Origin of the sequence: Sulfitobacter albidus (assembly GCF_018200035.1) — a bacterium.
Lineage (GTDB): Bacteria > Pseudomonadota > Alphaproteobacteria > Rhodobacterales > Rhodobacteraceae > Sulfitobacter > Sulfitobacter albidus.
In genome coordinates this window covers 1,763,671-1,782,881 of record NZ_CP073581.1, presented here as the reverse complement: position 1 = coordinate 1,782,881, position 19,211 = coordinate 1,763,671, and the positions used below count along the sequence as shown (strand labels likewise).

13 protein-coding genes and 2 pseudogenes are annotated in these 19,211 nt (G+C 64.1%); 10 read left to right on the top strand and 5 right to left on the bottom strand.

What is annotated here, in order from left to right; translation table 11 throughout:
* Window positions 1-74 precede the first annotated feature (74 nt).
* The 5 genes from KDD17_RS08535 (at window position 75) to KDD17_RS08515 (ending at window position 4,373) form a co-directional block, all read left to right on the top strand.
* Window positions 75-332: a hypothetical protein gene (locus KDD17_RS08535; RefSeq protein ID WP_212703292.1), complete on the top strand. Its 258-nt coding sequence runs from the start codon at window positions 75-77 to the stop codon at window positions 330-332.
* A gap of 103 nt (window positions 333-435) precedes the next feature.
* Entirely contained in the window at window positions 436-603 is a 168-nt protein-coding gene (locus tag KDD17_RS08530) for a DUF2256 domain-containing protein (protein WP_212703291.1), read from the top strand.
* Between the two features lie 118 nt (window positions 604-721).
* Window positions 722-2,944: a malate synthase G gene (locus KDD17_RS08525; RefSeq protein WP_212703290.1), complete on the top strand. Its 2,223-nt coding sequence runs from the start codon at window positions 722-724 to the stop codon at window positions 2,942-2,944.
* A 97-nt stretch (window positions 2,945-3,041) separates the two neighbouring features.
* Entirely contained in the window at window positions 3,042-3,467 is a 426-nt protein-coding gene (locus tag KDD17_RS08520; protein WP_212703289.1) for a GlcG/HbpS family heme-binding protein, read from the top strand.
* Window positions 3,468-3,593: 126 nt separating this feature from the next.
* Window positions 3,594-4,373 (top strand): gamma-glutamyl-gamma-aminobutyrate hydrolase family protein, encoded by a 780-nt coding sequence (locus tag KDD17_RS08515; RefSeq protein ID WP_212703288.1) that lies wholly within the window; start codon window positions 3,594-3,596, stop codon window positions 4,371-4,373.
* Window positions 4,374-4,444: 71 nt separating this feature from the next.
* Here KDD17_RS08515 and KDD17_RS08510 read toward each other — a convergent pair.
* Window positions 4,445-5,196: pseudogene (locus KDD17_RS08510) on the bottom strand (SDR family NAD(P)-dependent oxidoreductase).
* Window positions 5,197-5,514: 318 nt separating this feature from the next.
* On the opposite strand from KDD17_RS08510, the gene KDD17_RS08505 reads away from it, so the two are divergent.
* Window positions 5,515-7,095 carry a Re/Si-specific NAD(P)(+) transhydrogenase subunit alpha gene (locus KDD17_RS08505; protein ID WP_212703287.1) on the top strand — a complete coding sequence of 527 codons (1,581 nt, stop codon included), beginning with the start codon at window positions 5,515-5,517 and terminating at the stop codon, window positions 7,093-7,095.
* Window positions 7,096-7,108: 13 nt separating this feature from the next.
* Window positions 7,109-8,628 (top strand): annotated as a pseudogene (locus KDD17_RS08500) (NAD(P)(+) transhydrogenase (Re/Si-specific) subunit beta).
* Between the two features lie 111 nt (window positions 8,629-8,739).
* On the opposite strand, the gene KDD17_RS08495 reads toward KDD17_RS08500, so the two are convergent.
* Window positions 8,740-10,155 carry an MATE family efflux transporter gene (locus KDD17_RS08495; RefSeq protein WP_212703286.1) on the bottom strand — a complete coding sequence of 472 codons (1,416 nt, stop codon included), beginning with the start codon at window positions 10,153-10,155 and terminating at the stop codon, window positions 8,740-8,742.
* A gap of 186 nt (window positions 10,156-10,341) precedes the next feature.
* On the opposite strand from KDD17_RS08495, the gene KDD17_RS08490 reads away from it, so the two are divergent.
* A complete protein-coding gene (locus KDD17_RS08490) occupies window positions 10,342-11,640 on the top strand; it encodes a DUF3422 family protein (protein WP_212703285.1) in 1,299 nt (432 codons plus the stop codon).
* A 226-nt stretch (window positions 11,641-11,866) separates the two neighbouring features.
* Here the strand turns inward: KDD17_RS08490 and KDD17_RS08485 are convergent, their stop codons facing one another.
* The 3 genes from KDD17_RS08485 to KDD17_RS08475 all read right to left on the bottom strand — a co-directional run bounded on the left by KDD17_RS08485 (window position 11,867) and on the right by KDD17_RS08475 (window position 15,753).
* Window positions 11,867-12,868: an ABC transporter permease gene (locus KDD17_RS08485; RefSeq protein ID WP_212703284.1), complete on the bottom strand. Its 1,002-nt coding sequence runs from the start codon at window positions 12,866-12,868 to the stop codon at window positions 11,867-11,869.
* Window positions 12,861-13,928, bottom strand: coding sequence for an ABC transporter permease (locus KDD17_RS08480; RefSeq protein WP_212703283.1), 1,068 nt, complete (start codon window positions 13,926-13,928; stop codon window positions 12,861-12,863). Before KDD17_RS08480 ends, KDD17_RS08485 begins: the two co-directional genes overlap by 8 nt.
* Before the next feature lie 103 nt (window positions 13,929-14,031).
* A complete protein-coding gene (locus tag KDD17_RS08475; protein WP_212703282.1) occupies window positions 14,032-15,753 on the bottom strand; it encodes a peptide ABC transporter substrate-binding protein in 1,722 nt (573 codons plus the stop codon).
* Between the two features lie 333 nt (window positions 15,754-16,086).
* Between KDD17_RS08475 and KDD17_RS08470 the strand changes: the two genes are divergently transcribed.
* Window positions 16,087-17,919 carry an ABC transporter ATP-binding protein gene (locus KDD17_RS08470; protein WP_212703281.1) on the top strand — a complete coding sequence of 611 codons (1,833 nt, stop codon included), beginning with the start codon at window positions 16,087-16,089 and terminating at the stop codon, window positions 17,917-17,919.
* 73 nt (window positions 17,920-17,992) lie between these two features.
* Window positions 17,993-19,156, top strand: a complete 1,164-nt coding sequence (gene argE / locus KDD17_RS08465; RefSeq protein WP_212703280.1) for an acetylornithine deacetylase — start codon at window positions 17,993-17,995, stop codon at window positions 19,154-19,156.
* Window positions 19,157-19,211: the final 55 nt, after the last annotated feature.

Genomic DNA, 19,211 nt, shown 5'->3' with positions numbered 1-19,211 from the left:
ATGCCGCGCGGCCACGTTAAACTTGCAACCGACGCGCCACAAGACAGGCGCGCATTGATTAAGGAGAACAGACCATGTCTGCACCCGACACAAACGTCGAAACCCAAGAACGCAAGCACAGCCCCTCGCTGTTTGGTATCCGCGCCGCGATGATCTGGGGTGGTTTGATGATCGTGGGTCTGGTCGTGTTCAACATCGCTAACGCGGGCGACGGCGAAGCGGTCAGCAATGCCGAAGCCTCTGGCCCGGTGGGCACGACGGTCGCAACGGATACCTACGCGCCGGGCACCAACAGCTCGAGCACGCCGGTCGATCCGGCCATCGCCGACTAAGAATAGTGTTTTAACGAGTTTGGCGTCCTTTCCCTGCCGGGAGAGGGCGCTTTTTCTTGTTATGGGGAGTTTTCAGGCGTCGCAGGGGATCTAGATCCATCGCATGGCCAAACATCGCAAGAAATCCGACCTGCCGTCAAAGGTCTGCGCGACCTGCGGGCGCCCCTTCACCTGGCGGCGCAAATGGGCGGATGTCTGGGACGAGGTCCGCTATTGCTCGGTGCGCTGCAAGAATGAGCGGAGCAAGACGCAGGATAAATTGGTAAGATAAATTTACCAAAAGAGACTTGCGGGTTCTGAGGCTTCGTTCTAACCATGACGCAAACGGTTTCCTATCGGAAACATGGCGGGGCTCAGGCCCCTTTGGAACGGATCATAAAGGAGCCTTCATGCAACGGGTAGACCGCAACGGATTGCAGGTAGACAGCCGGTTGGCTGAGTTCATCGAGACACAGGCGCTGACGGGGCTGGACGTGACGGCTGACGCCTTCTGGAACGGCTTTTCGGAGTTGGTGCACGGAATGGGCCCAAAGAACCGCAGCCTGCTGGAAAAGCGCGAGACGATTCAGGGCCAGATCGACGCCTGGCACCGCGACCGCGCGGGGCAGCCGCATGACGCCGACGCCTACCGCAGCTTCCTGACCGAGATCGGCTATCTGGTGCCGGAGGGCGATGATTTCGAGATCGACACGGCGAATGTCGACCCGGAGATCGCGGCCACCCCCGGCCCGCAGCTGGTGGTGCCCATTACCAACGCACGCTTTGCGCTGAATGCAGCGAACGCGCGCTGGGGATCGCTGTATGATGCGTATTACGGCACCGATGCGCTGGGCGATTTGCCTGGGGCGGGCGGTTATGACCCGGCGCGCGGCGCGCGGGTCGTGGCACGGGCCAAGGCGTTTCTGGATGAGGCGGCGCCGCTGGTGTCGGGCTCGCACACGCAGTTGGTCGGCTATCAGGTCGCCGAGGGGCGTCTGGAGGGCGTGCTGCTGAACGGCACGGATGAGCGCGGCGCGGTGGTCACCGGGCAGAAGGCGGGCAGCACCGGAGGCGCGCCACCGGTCACGCACGGAATCGGATTGGCGGATCCCGCGCAATTCGTGGGCTACACGGGTGCGCCCGAGGCGCCCGCGTCGATTCTGCTGCGCAATAACGGCCTGCACGTCGAGATCGTGATCGACGCGGAACACCCCATCGGCAAAAGCGATCCCGCGCATGTGGCGGATGTGGTGATGGAATCCGCGCTGAGCACGATCATGGATTGCGAGGACAGCGTTGCGGCGGTGGACGCCGAGGACAAGGTGGTGGCCTACGGTAACTGGCTGGGCCTGATGCGGGGCGATCTGGAAGAAACCTTTGAGAAGGGTGGCAAGAGCGTTACCCGCGCGATGAACCCCGACCGCAGCTATACCGCACCGGATGGGAGCACACTGACGCTCAAGGGGCGGTCGCTGATGTTGATCCGCAACGTGGGCCATCTGATGACCAACCCCGCCGTGCTGGACCGCGACGGGCTGGAAGTGGGCGAGGGGCTGATGGATGCGATGATCACCACGCTCATCGCGATGCACGATCTGGGCCGCGCTGGCGGCAACTCGGTCACCGGCAGCGTCTATGTGGTCAAACCCAAGATGCATGGCCCCGAAGAGGTGGCGTTCACGAACGAGATATTCTCCCACGTCGAGGGCGCGCTGGGCCTGCCTGCCAACACGGTCAAGCTGGGGATCATGGATGAGGAGCGCCGCACGAGTGCCAACCTCAAGGAATGTATCCGGGCGGCGAAATCGCGGGTGGCCTTCATCAACACGGGCTTCCTCGATCGCACGGGCGATGAGATCCATACCTCGATGGCCGCCGGGCCGATGGTGCCCAAGGGTGAGATGAAGTCGCAGCCCTGGATCGCGGCCTATGAGGATCGCAACGTCGATATCGGTCTGGCCTGCGGCCTGAAGGGGCGCGCGCAGATCGGCAAGGGGATGTGGGCCATGCCCGACCGCATGGGCGAGATGCTGGAGGCCAAGATCGGCCATCCGCAATCGGGGGCAACCTGCGCCTGGGTGCCGTCGCCCACGGCGGCAACGCTGCACGCGATGCATTACCACGCGGTCGATGTGCTGGCGCGGCAGGACGAGATCGCCGCGGGCGGCGCGCGCGGCACGCTGGAGGATCTGCTGAGCATCCCGGTGCTGACGGGGCGCAACCTGAGCGACGCGGAAATCACCCGCGAGATCGAGAACAACGCGCAGGGCATCCTTGGCTACGTGGTGCGCTGGGTCGATCAGGGGGTTGGCTGTTCGAAAGTGCCTGACATCAACGATGTGGGTCTGATGGAGGACCGCGCCACCTGTCGCATCTCGGCGCAGGCGCTGGCGAACTGGCTGCACCACGGGGTGATTTCCGAGGATCAGGTGATGGACGGTCTGCGCAAGATGGCCGCCGTGGTGGACCGTCAGAACGCGGGAGATCCGGGCTACACGCCGATGGCGCCCGGGTTTGACGGGATAGCCTTCCGGGCGGCGTGTGATCTGGTGTTGGAGGGGGCGGCGCAGCCTTCGGGCTATACCGAACCTGTGTTGCACGCGCGGCGCCTTGAGCTGAAGGCAGCGCAGTGATTTTGGGGCGGGAGCGAGGGGCCGGCCCCTCGCGCTCCCCGGCGTATTTTTGGCACAATGAAGCAAGGGCCGCGCGTGGGGCGGCGAGGAGAGAGACATGACAGTATCGTTGAGAAAAGCGCGGACGGTGATCCGCAAGACGTTTGAGAAGGGTGCCGAAATGGGGCTGAAGCCCTTGTCGGTGGTGGTGCTGGATGCGGGCGGCCACGTGATTGCGTTCGAGCGTCAGGATGGCGCGGCGCCGGGGCGTTTTGCGATTGCCCATGGCAAGGCCTACGGCGCGGTGATGCTGGGCATGGCCGGGACCGCGCAGATGGCGCGCGCCGAGCAGCAGGCCTATTTCATGGCCGCCGTGAACGGTGTCTACGGCGGGCAGGTCGTGCCGGTGCCGGGTGGCGTGCTGCTGAAATCCGCCAAGGGCGCGGTGATTGGTGCCGTGGGGGTGACCGGCGATACGTCGGACAATGACGCCGAGGCCGCGATGACGGGGATCGAGGCGGCGAACCTGATTGGCGAGGTCTGAGACCCACTGAATTTGCCGCATTTTTCAGCGCACGGGCCTTTAGAAGGGCCCGTGCGTTTTTGCGTGGTTGAGCGTTTGTCCGGTTGTGCTTAGTTTATAGGCAAAGCGAGTGAAAAGGATTCCACCATGGGACGCCCTGTCATTGGGATTATCGGCAACAGCTACCTTCTGAACGACAGCTATCCGGTGCACGCGGGCGGCACGATGAACAGCCACGCGATTGCGGATGTGGCCGGAGCGATGCCGCTGCTGGTGCCGAGCGATCCGGCGCTGGTGTCGGTGCCCGAGCTCATAGCCTGCTGCGACGGGTTCCTGCTGACCGGGGGGCGGCCCAACGTGCACCCCGAGGAATACGGCGAGGAGGCGACGGCGGCGCATGGGGAGTTTGACCGGGCGCGCGATGCGCTGGCGTTGGAGCTGACGCGGGCCTGTGTGGCCAGCGGGCAGCCTATTCTGGGGATTTGCCGGGGATTCCAGGAGGTGAACGTGGCCATGGGCGGCACGCTCTACCCCGAGATCCGGGATCTGCCGGGGCGGATGAACCACCGCATGCCGCCCGACGGCACGATCGAGGAGAAATTCGAGCTGCGCCATGACGTCACCTTCACCCCCGGTGGGGTGTTTCATTCGGTCATGGGCGCGCAGGTGGTGCGCACCAACACGCTGCACGGGCAGGGCATCAAGGCACCCGGCCCGCGCGTGGTGATTGACGGCACCGCCGAGGATGGCACGCCCGAGGCGATCTATATCGATGGCGCGCCCGGTTTCACGCTCGCGGTGCAGTGGCACCCGGAGTATGAGGCGGCCAAGGATCCCGTGTCGCGCCCGCTGTTTGAAGCGTTCGGCGAGGCCGCGCGCAAATGGGCGGCGGGCGAACGGCAGGTGCCGCTGGTGCGCGCGGTATAGGCCGCGGGATCGGGGCGCGACAGTGATTGAGGCCGGAGGCGGACGGCGGCGGTCGCCGCCCGCGTGCGGCGCTACATCTGGCCGCCGGCGATTTCGATGCACTGACCGTTGATGCTTCCCGAGCCCGGGCCGACGAGCCACGCCGCGGCGGCGGCGACTTCCTCCACCGTAATCAGCCGCTTGTGGCGGTTGGCCTTGACCATCATGTCGCGCGCGGCATCCTCGGAAATGCCCGCGCGGGCCGAGATCGAGGCGGTATTGCGCGTGACGATCTCGGTATCGACGTATCCAGGGCAGAGCGCGTTGAACGTATAGGGTTTGCCCATGTATTCCTCGGAGAGCGCGCGGGTCAGGCCGATCATCCCGTGTTTTGACGCGGTATAGCAGGCCGCCCCGGCAGCCCGCGCAGGCCCGCCATGGAGGAGACGGTGATGACCCGTCCCCAATCGGTGTCGCGCATGGATTTCAGGCTTTCGCGTATGGTCAGAAAGGCGCCGTCGAGGTTGGTTGACATCATGTCACGCCAGAACGTCATGTCGGTCTTATGCGCGGCCTTTCCCGTTGCGAGACCGGCGTTGGGGACGCAGATCTGCACGGGGCCGTTGCGTTCGACCGCCTGCTCGATCTTGGCCACGACGTCGGCCTCGTCCCGCACGTCCATGGCGAGCGGCGTCATGCCCTCGCCGGCGACGTCGTCGAGCACGTCTTGCCGCCGCCCGGTGATGGTGACATGGGCGCCCTGCGCCGCCAGCATCCGTGCTATGGCCAGACCGATGCCCGTGCCACCGCCGGTGATGAGCGCGTGTTTCCCGTTGAGTTGCATATCGTCTCCTCCCTTGTTGTGGGCAGCCTAGGCGGGACGGGGGGCGCGCGCTGCTTTGACGTTGCGGCACGGGGGGCGAGAGCGCTGGCAGATTCGGGTGAGCAGGTTTATTGCGTCTGGGCGGGCCGCTTTGGAATTATATTTCACGATGGCATGCAATGGTATACTGCGTAAAAATGCGGCGCATGCTGGAAAAACCGGCGCATAGCTGCATTATGATGCAGTACGGACGCTTGTACGTGGCGCATGCGCGGGATAGGCAACGGGACATCTGCGACACGCCAGTTTCGCACCAAACAGGATTTTGGGAGATTTTGAGTGAAGATCGGGACACCTAAGGAGCTCTTTGACGGGGAGGCGCGCGTCGCCATGACCCCCGACAGCGCGCAGCAGCTGCAAAAGCTGGGCCACGATTGCCTTATCGAGGCCGGTGCGGGCGTTAAATCGGGATTTGACGATGCGCTGTACGAAGCGGCGGGGGTCACGGTCGTCAAGACCGCAGCCGCGCTGTGGAAAGAGGCCGATGTCGTCGCCAAGGTGCGCGCGCCCTCTGACGCCGAGATGAAAAAGCTGCGCGAGGGGCAGACGCTGATCTCGTTCTTCTCGCCCGTGGCGGATGAGAAAAAGATGCAGGCGGCGGCCAAGAAGGGCGCCACCGTCATCGCGATGGAGATGATCCCGCGCATCAGCCGCGCGCAGAAGATGGACGCGCTGAGCTCGATGGCGAATATCGCGGGGTATCGCGCGGTGATCGAGGCGGGCAACAACTTTGGCCGGTTCTTTACCGGGCAGATCACGGCGGCGGGCCGGGTGCCGCCCGCGAAGGTGCTGGTGGTCGGTGCCGGTGTTGCGGGTCTGGCCGCGATTGGCACGTCGACCTCGCTGGGTGCGATTACGCTCGCGTTTGACGTGCGCCCCGAAGTGGCCGAGCAGGTGGAATCGATGGGCGCCGAGTTCGTCTATCTCGATTTTGAGGAAGAGCAGCAGGATGGATCATCCTCGGGCGGCTACGCGTCCGTGTCCTCGCCGGAATTCCGCGAAGCGCAGCTGGCCAAGTTCCGGGAGCTGGCGCCCGAGGTGGATATCGTCATCACCACGGCGCTGATCCCCAACCGCGAGGCGCCTGAGCTGTGGACCGAGGATATGGTCAAGGCGATGAAGCCCGGCTCTGTCGTGGTGGATCTGGCGGCCGAGAAGGGCGGGAACTGCAAGCTGACGGTGATGGATCAGAAGATCGTCACCGACAATGGCGTGACCATCATCGGCTATACCGATTTCCCCAGCCGGATGGGCGCGCAGGCCTCGACACTCTACGCGACCAACATTCGCCATCTGCTGACCGATCTGACCCCGGAAAAAGACGGTGTGATCAATCACAACATGGAGGACGACGTCATTCGCGGCGCAACCATCGCGCACGCGAGCGAGGTTACCTTCCCGCCGCCACCGCCCAAGGTCGCCGCGATTGCCGCACAGCCCAAGAAGGAAGCGGTCAAGGAGCTGACGCCCGAAGAGAAGCGCGCGGCAGAGGTCGCCGCCTTCAAGGCGCAGACGAAATCCCAGGTCACGATGCTGGGCGCCGGTGCGGCGCTGGTGCTGGGCGTGGGTCTGATCCCGGGGATGCCTGCGAGCTTCATGCAGCATTTCATCGTGTTCGTGCTGAGCGTGTTCATCGGCTTCCAGGTGATCTGGAACGTGGCGCATTCGCTGCACACGCCGCTGATGGCGGTGACCAACGCGATTTCGTCGATCATCATCCTCGGCGCGCTGATCCAGGTCGGATCGACCAGTTGGCTGATCACGCTATTGGCCGGTTTGGGGATCTTCATGGCGGCCGTAAACATCTTCGGCGGCTTCCTCGTCACCCGGCGCATGCTCGCCATGTTCCAGAAATCCTGAGGGGCCTCGTCTGATGGAAAACGCATTTACTATTGCGGCCTACGTTGTTGCCGCCATTCTTTTCATCCTCTCGCTGGGCGGCCTTTCGGGGCAGGAAAGCGCGAAGCGGGCCGTGTGGTACGGCATCGTGGGCATGGCTGTGGCCGTGCTGGCCACGCTGGTGGGGCCGGGGTCGGGCCTGTGGCTGGCGTCATTGGTGTTGATCGCCGGCGGTGCCGCCGTGGGCTATCAGCTGGCCACCAAGGTCGAGATGACCCAGATGCCCGAACTGGTCGCGATCATGCACAGCCTCGTGGGGCTTGCGGCGGTGTTCGTGGGCTTTAACGCGGATATCATGATCAACTACATCGGTGATCTTTATAGCGCGCAGGGCCTGGTGCTGGGCGCTGTGGGCGACGACGGTGTGACGGCCATCGGTCTGCCCAGGGAAGCCTACGAGGGTCTGTCGGCCTTCGGTCAGCTGATCGCCAAGAAATCCGGTGTCGAGATCGGCATTCTGCGGGTGGAGCTGGTGCTGGGCATCTGGATCGGTGCGGTGACCTTCACCGGCTCCGTCATCGCCTACGCAAAGCTTGCGGGGGCTCGTCGATGCTGCCCATCGACATCGACACGGGCGCCAAGCAGCTGCCCGGCGGGCACATGCTGAACGCGGCGGCGGCGGGGGCCTCCCTGCTGCTGGCGATCATGTATATGTCGGGTGCGGGGTCATGGACGCTGGTGCTGCTGACGCTGCTGGCGCTGTTCATCGGCTATCACCTGATCATGGGCATCGGCGGTGCGGACATGCCGGTGGTCGTCTCGATGCTCAACAGCTACTCCGGCTGGGCGGCGGCGGCGATCGGCTTCTCGCTGGGCAATGATCTGCTGATCGTTGTGGGCGCGCTGGTCGGCTCCTCAGGCGCGATCCTGAGCTACATCATGTGCAAGGCGATGAATCGATCCTTCGTGAGCGTCATCCTCGGCGGATGGGGCGGTGCGGCCAAGGGCGAGCAGATGGCCGTCGAGGGCGAACAGATCGCCATCGAGGCCGACGGCGTGGCCACAGCGCTCAATGAAGCCGACAGCGTCATCATCATCCCCGGCTACGGCATGGCGGTGGCACAGGCGCAGACTGCGGTGAGCGAGCTGGTCAAAAAGCTGCGCGCCAAGGGCAAGAACGTGCGCTTTGCCATTCACCCCGTTGCGGGGCGTCTGCCGGGCCACATGAACGTGCTGCTGGCCGAGGCAAAGGTGCCCTATGACATCGTGATGGAGATGGACGAGATCAACGATGACTTCCCCGATACGGACGTGGCCATCGTGATCGGCTCCAACGACATCGTGAACCCGGCGGCACAGGACGATCCCAACAGCCCCATCGCCGGCATGCCGGTGCTGGAATGCTGGAAGGCGAAACAGGTGTTCGTGTCCAAGCGCGGGCAGGGGGCCGGCTATTCCGGGATCGAGAATCCGCTGTTCTTCAAGGACAACACGCGGATGTTCTACGGCGATGCTAAGGCCAGCCTCGACAAGCTGCTGCCGTTGATCGACTGACGCCCCCACGGGAGCCGATTTTTTCGAAAAAATCGGACCGGAATTTTTGAAAAATTCCGATACGCTAACGCAAACGTCCGGCCTCGGGGTCGGACGTTTTTTCGTGCCCGCCTAGCCGCGCGTGGCGGCAAAAGCGATGGGCGCTGCGTCAATCCGGTTGAGCCCGGTCGCCCGCGTGGCCACCAGCGCCCCCCACATCCCCATCAGATTTGCGGCAACAGCGGCGGCGACGATCCCCGCATAGCCCAGCGTCAGCGCGCCCAGCCACGCCAGCGGCAGATACACCGCAAAGATCCGCGCAAGGCTCAGCCCCATGGACCACAGCGGCTTGCCCCGTGCGTTCATCGCGGAATTGGCGCTGACAAGCAGGCCGTAGCCAAAAAAACTCAGCCCCACGAAACGCAGATATTGCGCCGCAAAGGCCTGTGATTCGTCACCGGAGGCGAAAAGCCCCGCAATTGGTTCGGCCAGAAGACCCAGCACCAAGGCCACAAGCACGCCGTAACCCAGACAGAACCAGACGGCGGTATGCACGGCGTCCTGTGCGCGCCGCTGTGCATCCGCGCCCCAGTTCTGACCCACGACCGGGCCAATCCCGGCCGACAGCGCCATCAGCGGCACCAGCGCCATGGACTGCACGCGTGTGGCCGCCCCGAACCCCGCAACCGCCGCGTCGCCGACGGTCGCGACAGCCGCCGTCACCAGCGCCATACCCGCCGGGTTGATCGCGTTCGAGAAGGCCGCCGGCGCTCCCACCGATACGATCCGGCGCACCGACGCGACAAATCCGTCAAGGAACGCGCCACACCAGCCCAGCATCCCGCGCCGCCACGCAATTGCCATCGCAAGGCTCGCAGCGATCGCGCGCCCGACCAAAGTGGCGACCGCCGCCCCCATCATCCCCATTTCCGGGAAACCCCACATGCCAAAGATCAGCAGCGGATTGAGCCCGATGTTGATGACCGCCTGCACAATCATGGTGAACGCCGATGTGACACTGTCGCCATGCGCACGAAAGACGGCGTTGGTGATCATCATCAGCACTAGAAAAGGAAAGCTCATCGCCCAGAAAGGCGCGTATTGGCCAATCGCCTCGGCGACCTTGTCGGCGCCGCCCATCGCACCAAAGATCAGCGGATAGGCAAGGTAGAAAAGCGCCGCCACCGCCAGACCGCTCAGCAGTCCCACGGAGATCGCGTGCAGGCCCAGGCGCTGCGTGGCCTCGCCGTCTTCCTTTGCGCCAATCGCCTGGCTGATGGCCGCATTGGCCCCGGCACTCAGCCCGATGCTCAGCGATGTGATCGCGGTCGTTACCGGGTAGATATAGCCGACTGCGGCCAGTTCGGTCTCTCCCAGCTTGCTGAGGAAATAGGCATCCGCCAACCCCACGCTGAGCACGGCAAAGATGCCCATGCTCATCGGGGCCGACATCACGAAAAGCGCGCGCGCGATCGGTCCCTCGGTCAGGTCGCGCTGCCCCCCCTTGCCGGAGGCGCTGGAGGACGTGTCGTCGGCAGAATCGGGCATGTGGGTTCCTTTCGTGTCAGGGCGCAGGTAGTGCCACAGCCACACCCGCCAAGGGGACGGGAAATTTCCGATAGGTGGAAAAGTATGCGGCGGTACGCGCGACTTGCCTTCACGCCGCGCCCTTTTACGTTGTAGAGCACGCGGGGCTGCGCCAGATGTGGCTCTGACCATGGATGGAAAAAGCCGATGCCCCCGATCGACGATCACCCGCTCCGCTATGCCCTCACCGGAGAGCTGCACGCCCGCCCGTTCCCCTCGATCCACCCGCCGCAGGTGGTTGCGTTCCTTGCGATCAAACAGGCCGGCGACGGGGCCGCGCGCAGCCGCGACCGGGGCGAGGATATGGCCCATCTGGTCAAACTGCTCAAACACTACGGCGCGCCGCTGCCCGACGCGGATGCAACCCACTACTACGGCGAGATGGGCAAATACCGGCTCAAATGGGAACAGCATACGGAATTCGTCACCTACACCGCCTTTTCGGAGGACCTCAGCGAGCGTCCCTTCGATCCCGCCGAATTCGATGTCTTTCCCGCGCAATGGCTCGAAAGCGCGCCGGGCCAGCGGCTGACCTCGGCGCTGCTGCGCCTGATGCCCGCCCCGTCCGAGCCGCGCGAGACGCTGGCGCATCTGCGCGAATGGTTCGTGCCGGAAAGTATCGCCGTGGCCCATGTGCTCGAACAGGCGGCCGTTGTGGCGACCGATTTCCGCATCGACCCGGCAGGCCACATGCGTTTTGCGGTTTTTGCGGCGCCGGGAACCGGCGACCGCCGCCTGGGGCGCATCGTGCAACGCCTGCTTGAGATCGAGACCTATAAGACGATGTCGATGCTGGGCTTCGCGCTCACCCGCGAAATCAGCGCGGATGTCGGCAAGATGGACCGCCGGATCTCTGATCTGATGGCAAAGATGTCGGGCAAGAAGATGCTGGCCGAAGACACGCTGGATGCGCTGCTCGACGTGTCGGTCGAGCTCGAAAACAAGGTTGCGCAAACCTCCTTCCGTTTTGCGGGCACCGGCGCCTACCGCGCCATCGTCGATCAGCGCATCAGCGCCCTGCGCGAGACGCGGTTCGAGGGGCTGCAGGGGTTTGGCGAATTCATGATGCGCCGCTACGAGCCCGCAATGCGCACGGTCGTCTCGATGCAGGAACGGCTCGAGCGGATGTCGGCGCGCGCGCTGCGCGCCTCGGATCTGTTGCGCACCCGGGTCGACGTGGAACGCTCCGCGCAGAACCAGGATATCCTCGCCAGCATGGACCGCCGCGCCGATCTGCAACTGCGCCTGCAACGCACGGTCGAAGGGCTGTCGGTGGTGGCCATCAGTTACTACGCGGTGTCACTGGCCGGCTACATCCTCTACCCGCTGACCGAGGTTACCGGGCTGAGCAAGGGGTACCTCACCGCCATCGTTGCCCTGCCGGTGGTGCTGCTCGTCTGGACCGCCGTGCGCCGGCTGCGTCATACCCTGGAAAAAGACGACTGACGGGCACACGGCCGACGGCCGCACACCGCGCCACTGCACCCTTTCACAAATACCTGTAGCGCAACGCAAGCCGCACACGCCCCGCCTGCGCCAGACAACCACCTGCCGAGCCCGCGCATTGCAGGCACACGGCAAGCGCGCGCTACGCAAAAACGCGGGGCCCCCCTGCACCCTTTCAAAAATACCTAACTCCCCCGCAGGCCACACACGCGCCGCCCGTGTCAGATCACCGGCCTCGGATCCGCGGATCCAGCGCGTCGCGCAGCCCGTCGCCGAGGTAGTTCACCGACAGCACGGTCAGCGAGATCAGGATGCCGGGCAGCAGCACGCGCTCGGGGTATTCCTGCATCCGGTCAACGGCGTCGGCCAGCAGCTTGCCCCAGGTCGGGAAATCCGACGGGAAGCCCACGCCGAGGAACGACAGGGCGCTCTCGGTGATGATCGCCGTGGCAAGCCCCAGCGTTGCCGAGACCATGATGGGCGAGATCACGTTGGGCAGCAGGTGGCGGCGGATGATCTTGCCCGGCGTCGATCCGATCGAGCGCGCGGCGAGGATGAATTCACGCTCCTTGAGCGCCAGAATGTCACCGCGCACGATGCGCGCCGTCTGCATCCAGGAAGTAAAGGCGATCACGCCCACGATCAGAACAAACATGCCTGCCTCAGGCCCGCCGAACGCCTTGGTCAGCGGCTGGCGGAACAGCGTCACGGCCAGCAGCACCAGTGGCAGGATCGGCAGAGACAAGAACAGATCGGTCAGGCGCATGAGCCAGAAATCGAGCCGTTTGAAGAACCCTGCCGCCACGCCGATCACCGTCCCGATCAGCAGCGCGAGACCCATCGCGGCCCAGCCCACCGCCATCGACACCCGTCCGCCGTAGATCATCTGCGCCAGAATATCGCGGCCCAGCTGGTCGGTGCCGAAAGGATGCGCCCAGGCGGCATTCGCGCCGCTGTCCCACAGCAGGTTGAACACGGGCCGCATGTTCTTGTTGCGGATGTCGAGCTTGGTCGGCTCGATCTGCCAGACCCAGGGGCCGAAGATGACCGCAAGCGTGATGAAGATCAGGAAACCGCCGCCGAAAACGGCGCCCTTGTGCTTGCGGAACTGGTCCCAGACGTCTTTCCACTGGCTGCGCGGGGGCTTGGAGGGTTCCTTGTCCACCAGCGCGCCGAATGTCTCGATATCCGCTTCCAGCGGGCTTGCGGGGGTGGCTTGCTCAGTCATAGCGGATCCTTGGGTCAAGCACGCCGTAGAGGATATCGGCAATCAGGTTGAAGAGCACGATGAGGATGGCAAAGATGAACGTGAGCGTCATCACCATCGGCAGATCGTTGGCAAAAAGCGCGGTCAGCAAAAGCTGCCCGATGCCGTTCACCTTGAACACGTTTTCGGTGATGATCGCGCCGCCAAAGATCGCGGGCATCCCCAGCGCGATGATCGTCACCACCGGGATCATCGAATTGCGCAGCACGTGCATCATCACCACGGTGAATTCGCCCAGCCCCTTGGCCCGCGCGGTGCGCACGTAATCTTGATTGAGATTGTCGAGCATGGCCGAGCGCATGTAGCGGCTGATCTGTGCTGTGGTCTGCAGCGCCAGCACCATCACCGGCATGATCATCTGCAGGAACTGGATCTTGAACGTCTCCCACGAATTGACCACCAGCGTGGTGTCGTAGATCGACGGCAGCCAGCCCAGCGTGACCGAAAAGATCACGATCAGCAGCGGCCCGGTAAAGAACGGCGGGATCGAAAAGCCGATCATGGTGATGAACGTGCCCGCCTGGTCGAAGGCCGAATAATGCCGGTAGGCCGAATAGATCCCGATGGGGATCGCAATGACGATGCCCACGATGTAGCTCAGCCCCACGACCCACAGCGTCTGCGGCATGCGCTGGATCACGATGTCCATCACCGGGGAGCGGGTCTGCCAGGAGATCACGCGCTGGCGCTGGGTCATCTCGCCCGTCACCTCGTCCATGACCATGCTCAGCTGCGTGTCGGGCAGCCAGCCGAACAGAAACGAACTGCGGGTGAGGTAGTCGATGAAAACCATCGGCTCGACCACAAAGAACTGGTGCAGCCATTTGAGGTATTGCACGTGGATCGGCGCGCCGAGGCCAAGCGCCTCGCGCATCTTCTGCTTGACCTCCGGCGGGACCGTCAGCGGCACCTGCGCCATCGGATCGCCCGGTGCGAGCTGCAACAGCATGAAGATCACCAGAGAGATGAACAAAAGCGTCGGAATGGAGAGGACAAGTCGTCGGATGGTGAAGGTCAGCATCAAGCGGCGCCTTTGTTCAGCGTTCTGTGTTTGTGAAACGGGCGGGGACATGCCCCGCCCGTGGTAGCAAAGGGTAGGGCGGGGTCAGCCCCCGCCGCAAGCCTTATTCCTTGATGCGGTACCAGTCGGCCACATTCCACAGCTCGCTGTCCCAAACATTGAGCACCACGCCACCGAGGGTGGTGGACGCTGCCGAGACGCGACCACGGTCCACGAGGGGCACGATGGTCATGCTGTCCTTGGTCAGCATGTCGTTGAGTTTGGCCGCGATCTCGCCGCGCTTTTCCAGCTCGCCTGTTTTGGCCAGCTCGTCGAGCAGGGCGTCGTACTCTTCCGAGCAGAAGCGGTTGATGTTTTCACCCTGCCACTGGCTGGATGGCTTTGGCTCGTTGCCGCAGCGATAGGCCGCAAGGTAGTTCTGCGGATCGGTGCCGTCGAAGTTGTTGGCGTACATTTCCACGTCCGCATAGAACTTCTGGAACGTGTCGGGCGAGCCGGGATCGCCGCCAAAGAACACCGAAGCGTCGAGGTTGCGCAACTCGGTCTCAACACCGATCTGGCTCCACCAATCCTTGATCAGCGCCTGGAAGTCCTGACGGACGGCGTTGGTGGATGTCTGGTAGAGGATGCTCAGCTCGACACCGTCCTTGTCGCGGATGCCGTTGCCGTCGCTGTCTGTCCAGCCTGCTTCATCCAGGAGCGCCTTGGCGCCTTCGATGTCCTGCGTCAGACACTCGGTGTTGTCGGAGGCATAGAGCGCGGGCGCGGGGACGAGGTTACAGGTCGGGCGGCCGGCCTGACCGTAGCCGACTTCGACCAGCAGTTCCCGGTCGATCGCCATGGAAAGCGCGCGGCGCACGTTTTCATCCGACAGGAACGGGTGCGGCTCTGCCACGGTCGAGCGTGTCTCTGGCGGCAGGTCGGGCGAGGGGTTCGTCAGGTTCATTTCCAGACGCTCGACCAGTGTGCCGAATGCGGAGATCGGCGTGCCTTTGCCGCCTTCGGCCATCTGTGCCAGCACGTCGGGGGCCAGCTGCATGTTCCAGGCGTAATCGAATTCGCCCGTTTCCATGACCGCGCGGCCCGCCGCTGTCGCGTCGCCGCCGCCTTTGAAGTTCACGGTGGCGAAGGCGGGTTTGCCTTCCTCACGGTAGTTTTCGTTGGCGGCCATCTGGATCACGTCGTTGGGACGGAAATCCGTGACGACAAAGGGGCCGGTGCCGATGGGGTTGAAGTTCGCCTCGGTGCATTCTGGGGCACGCGCGCCCAGGCAATCCGCGAATTGCGCGGCCTGAATGATCGGGGATTGACCGCCCATGAACGGGCCGTAGGGGTTTGGCTTGGCTTCGGAGAACGTGACCTTGATGGTCAGATCGTCCACGGCTTCGACGCTTTCGACACCGTCGAATTTGGCGCCCTGTGCGCAGCCGCCTTCGGGGTGCATGCAGTATTCGGCGGTGAATTTCACGTCAGCCGAGGTCAGCGGGGAGCCGTCGGACCAGACGAGGCCCTCTTTCAGCTTCCAGGTGATGGATTTGAGGTCTTCGGCCACGCCGCCGTTTTCAACGGTGGGGATTTCTTCGGCGAGGAAGGGCACCAGTGCGCCGGTCTCGTCGTAGCGGCCCAGCGGCTCCAGGATCATGGAGGCGGATTCGAGATCTTTCGTGCCGCCCGACAGATACGGGTTCAGGATCGATGGCGCCTGCCAATAGATGATGTTGAGCTGGCCGTCGCGACCGCGTTCGCCGGAGTGGCCGTCGGCAAATGCCATCGGCGCCAGCGCGGTCAGGGCAACGGCGCCCATGAGGGTGGATTTCAAGGTCATATAATACTCCATGTTGGACACGTTACGTGCCTTCCTGCCCGGTACACCGGGCATGGGTTTTTGCGTCATTCTCCGGGGGGTAAACCTCGCAGGTGTCGAAAGCCCGTGCAGTGTCTGCACCACTTCCCTCGCCTGCTACGCCATCCCCAGAGCGCGTGGGCACATGGAAACACAACCGCGCGAAATTGCAACCCTTCTGCGATTGGCTTCGTGCCGAAAAAACCCGCAGTTTACGTTGCGGTATGCGGGCGGGATGGCGGCGGATGCCGGACAGGTTTGACGCCGCGCCGGCTCTCGCCTAGCGTGGCGCGTGAAATCCCCGAAAGGACCATCATGCTCGATACTCCCGTGCAAGAACCCATCGCCCGAATCGACCGCTTGCGGGTGGAGTTCCAGACCAAGGACGGCCCCGTGGTGGGAGTCGAGGACGTGTCGTTCGACATCAACCCCGGTGAGACGGTCTGCGTGGTGGGCGAATCCGGCTCGGGCAAATCGGTGTCATCGCTGTCGCTGATGCGGCTGGTGGAATTCGGCGGCGGCGACATCGCGGGCGGCAAGATGATCTTCAACCGCGCCAACGGCGAGGCGGTGGATCTGGGCGCCACCCCGCAGGATCTGATGCGCACGATCCGTGGCAATGAGATCGGGATGATCTTTCAGGAGCCGATGACCGCGCTCAACCCCGTGTTCACCGTGGGCAAGCAGCTGACCGAGGGGCTGCGGCTGCACAAGAAGATGAGCAAGGCGCAGGCCGAGGCGCGCGCGCTGGAGCTGATGACCCAAGTGCGCATCCCCGAGCCCGAAAAGCGGCTGGAGCAATACCCGCACGAGCTGTCGGGCGGGATGCGCCAGCGGGTCGTGATCGCCATGGCGCTGGCGTGTGAGCCGCGTCTGCTGATCGCGGATGAGCCGACAACCGCGCTGGACGTGACCATTCAGGCAGAAATCCTGGCTCTGATGGACCGGCTCAAGCGCGAGACGGGCACGGCGGTGATGTTCATCACCCACGACATGGCCGTGGTCGCGCAGATGGCCGACCGCGTCGTCGTCATGTACCGCGGCAACAAGGTCGAGGAAGGCCCGGTCGAGCAGATTTTCGAGAACCCGCAGCACGGCTATACTAAGGCGCTGCTGGCGGCGGTGCCCAAGCTGGGCGAGATGACCGGCAAGGATTACCCCGAGCCGATGAAGCTGTTGGGCCGCGAAGGGCGCGAGATCAAACCGATCCCCGGCACGCAGCAGACGTTGCTGACGGTCAAGGGGCTGACGACGCGCTTCCCGGTGACAGGCGGGCTGCTGCGCCGCACGGTGGCGAATGTGCACGCGGTTGAGGATCTGAGTTTCGAGATCAACAAGGGCCAGACGCTGAGCCTAGTGGGCGAGAGCGGCTGCGGCAAATCCACCGCCGGGCGATCGATCCTGCGGCTTGTGGAGCCGATGCGCGGTGAGGTGAACCTGGACGGCAAGGACATCATGGCGCTGAACGCGCGCGATCTGCGCACGGCACGGCTCGATATGCAGATGATTTTTCAGGATCCCTTCGCCTCGCTCAACCCGCAGATGGGGCTGGCCGATCAGGTGGCCGAGCCGATCCACAATTTCGGCACGCTCAAGGGGGCTGCGGTGCGTGAACGGGTCGAGATGCTGTTTGACCGGGTCGAGTTGCCGCGCAGCTTCATGCGCCGCTTCCCGCACGAGCTGTCCGGCGGGCAGCGCCAGCGGGTCGCCATCGCGCGCGCGTTGGCACTGAACCCCAAGCTGATCATCGCGGATGAGGCCGTGTCCGCGCTGGATGTGTCGGTGCAGGCGCAGGTGCTCAACCTCATGCTGGAATTGCAGGAGGAGATGGAGCTGAGCTTCCTGTTCATCTCACACGACATGGCCGTGGTGGAGCGGGTGAGCCATCAGGTCGGTGTGATGTATCTGGGCCGGATCGTGGAACTGGGACCGCGCCGCGACGTGTTTGAAAATCCGCAGCACCCCTATACGCAGGCGCTGATGAAGGCGGTACCGATTGCCGATCCGCGCAAGCGCAAGGCCGAGAAGGATCTCAATTTCAAGCCGATCCCGTCGCCCATCCACCCCACCAGCTACCGCGCCGAGCCCAGCGAATACCGCGAGGTCGCGCCGGGCCATAAGGTACTGATCACGGACAGCGGGTACTGAGGGTGCCCACAAGCCCCGGGTTTTTCGAAAAATCGGACAACGGCGGCAACTGACCGCGACAGGATTTCCAACCATGACAGACCGTCTCAGCCCGCTTGCCCTGATGGAAAAGCTGATCAGCTTCCCCACGGTTTCGCGCGATACCAACATTCCGCTGGTCGATTGGGTGGCTGATTACCTCGACAGTCACGGCATCGCTTCGCACCGCTACATCGACCCGGATCAGCCCAAACACGCGATTTTTGCCCATGTGGGCCCCGAGGTGGAGGGCGCGGTGGTCTTGTCCGGCCATACGGATGTGGTCCCCGTCGACGGGCAGCCGTGGGACAGCGATCCGTTTACCGTGGTCGAGCGTGACGGGCGGTACTACGGGCGCGGCACCTGCGACATGAAAGGCTTTGACGCGCTGGCGCTCTGGGCGCTGGTGGAGGCGCATCACGCGGGCGTCAAACGTCCGTTGCAGATCGCCTTCAGCTTTGACGAGGAGATCGGATGCACCGGCGCGCCGCCGATGATCGCGGCGATGCAGGGTGTGGTGCCCAAGGGATCGGCGGTGATCGTCGGCGAGCCGTCGATGTTGCAGGCCGTGACGGGGCACAAGGGCGGCGTGGGGTTCGACACCCGTGTCGTGGGATTTGAAGTGCACAGCTCGATCATGCACACCGGCGTGAACGCGATCATGGCGGGCGCCAAGCTGATCGAATGGGCCAATGCGCGCAATACCGAGAATTTCACCGCAAAGCCGACGGATCTGGCGGCGATGTTCGACCCGCCCTTCACCACCTGCCACGTGGGTCAGATCACCGGCGGCACGGCGCATAACATCACCGCCAAGGAGTGCCGCTTTGCCATGGATTTCCGCGTCGTGCCCGGCGAGGACAAGGAGGCCTGGGGGGCCTCTTATCTCGAGGCCGTGCGGGAAGTGGAGGCGCAGATGCAGGAAGTGGTGGCCGACACGCGGATCGAGGTCTCCACCCGGTTCGACGTGCCCGCGCTGCAACCCGAAGAGGAGGGTGAGGCGGAAACCCTCGTGCGGCAGATCACCGGTGACAACGCCAGCCACAAGGTCAGCTACGGCACCGAGGCGGGCCAATTCCAGGAGGCGGGGTATTCCGCGGTCGTCTGCGGCCCCGGCGATATTGCCCAGGCGCATCAGCCCAATGAGTTCATCGAGGTGGCGCAATTCAATGCGGGCCACGCGTTCATGCAGCGGCTGGTGGAGCGGCTTTGTCTGTAAGGCGCCCGACCGGGGACGGCATGCGTGTGGCGCGCGGGGGATGTGCGTATTTCTG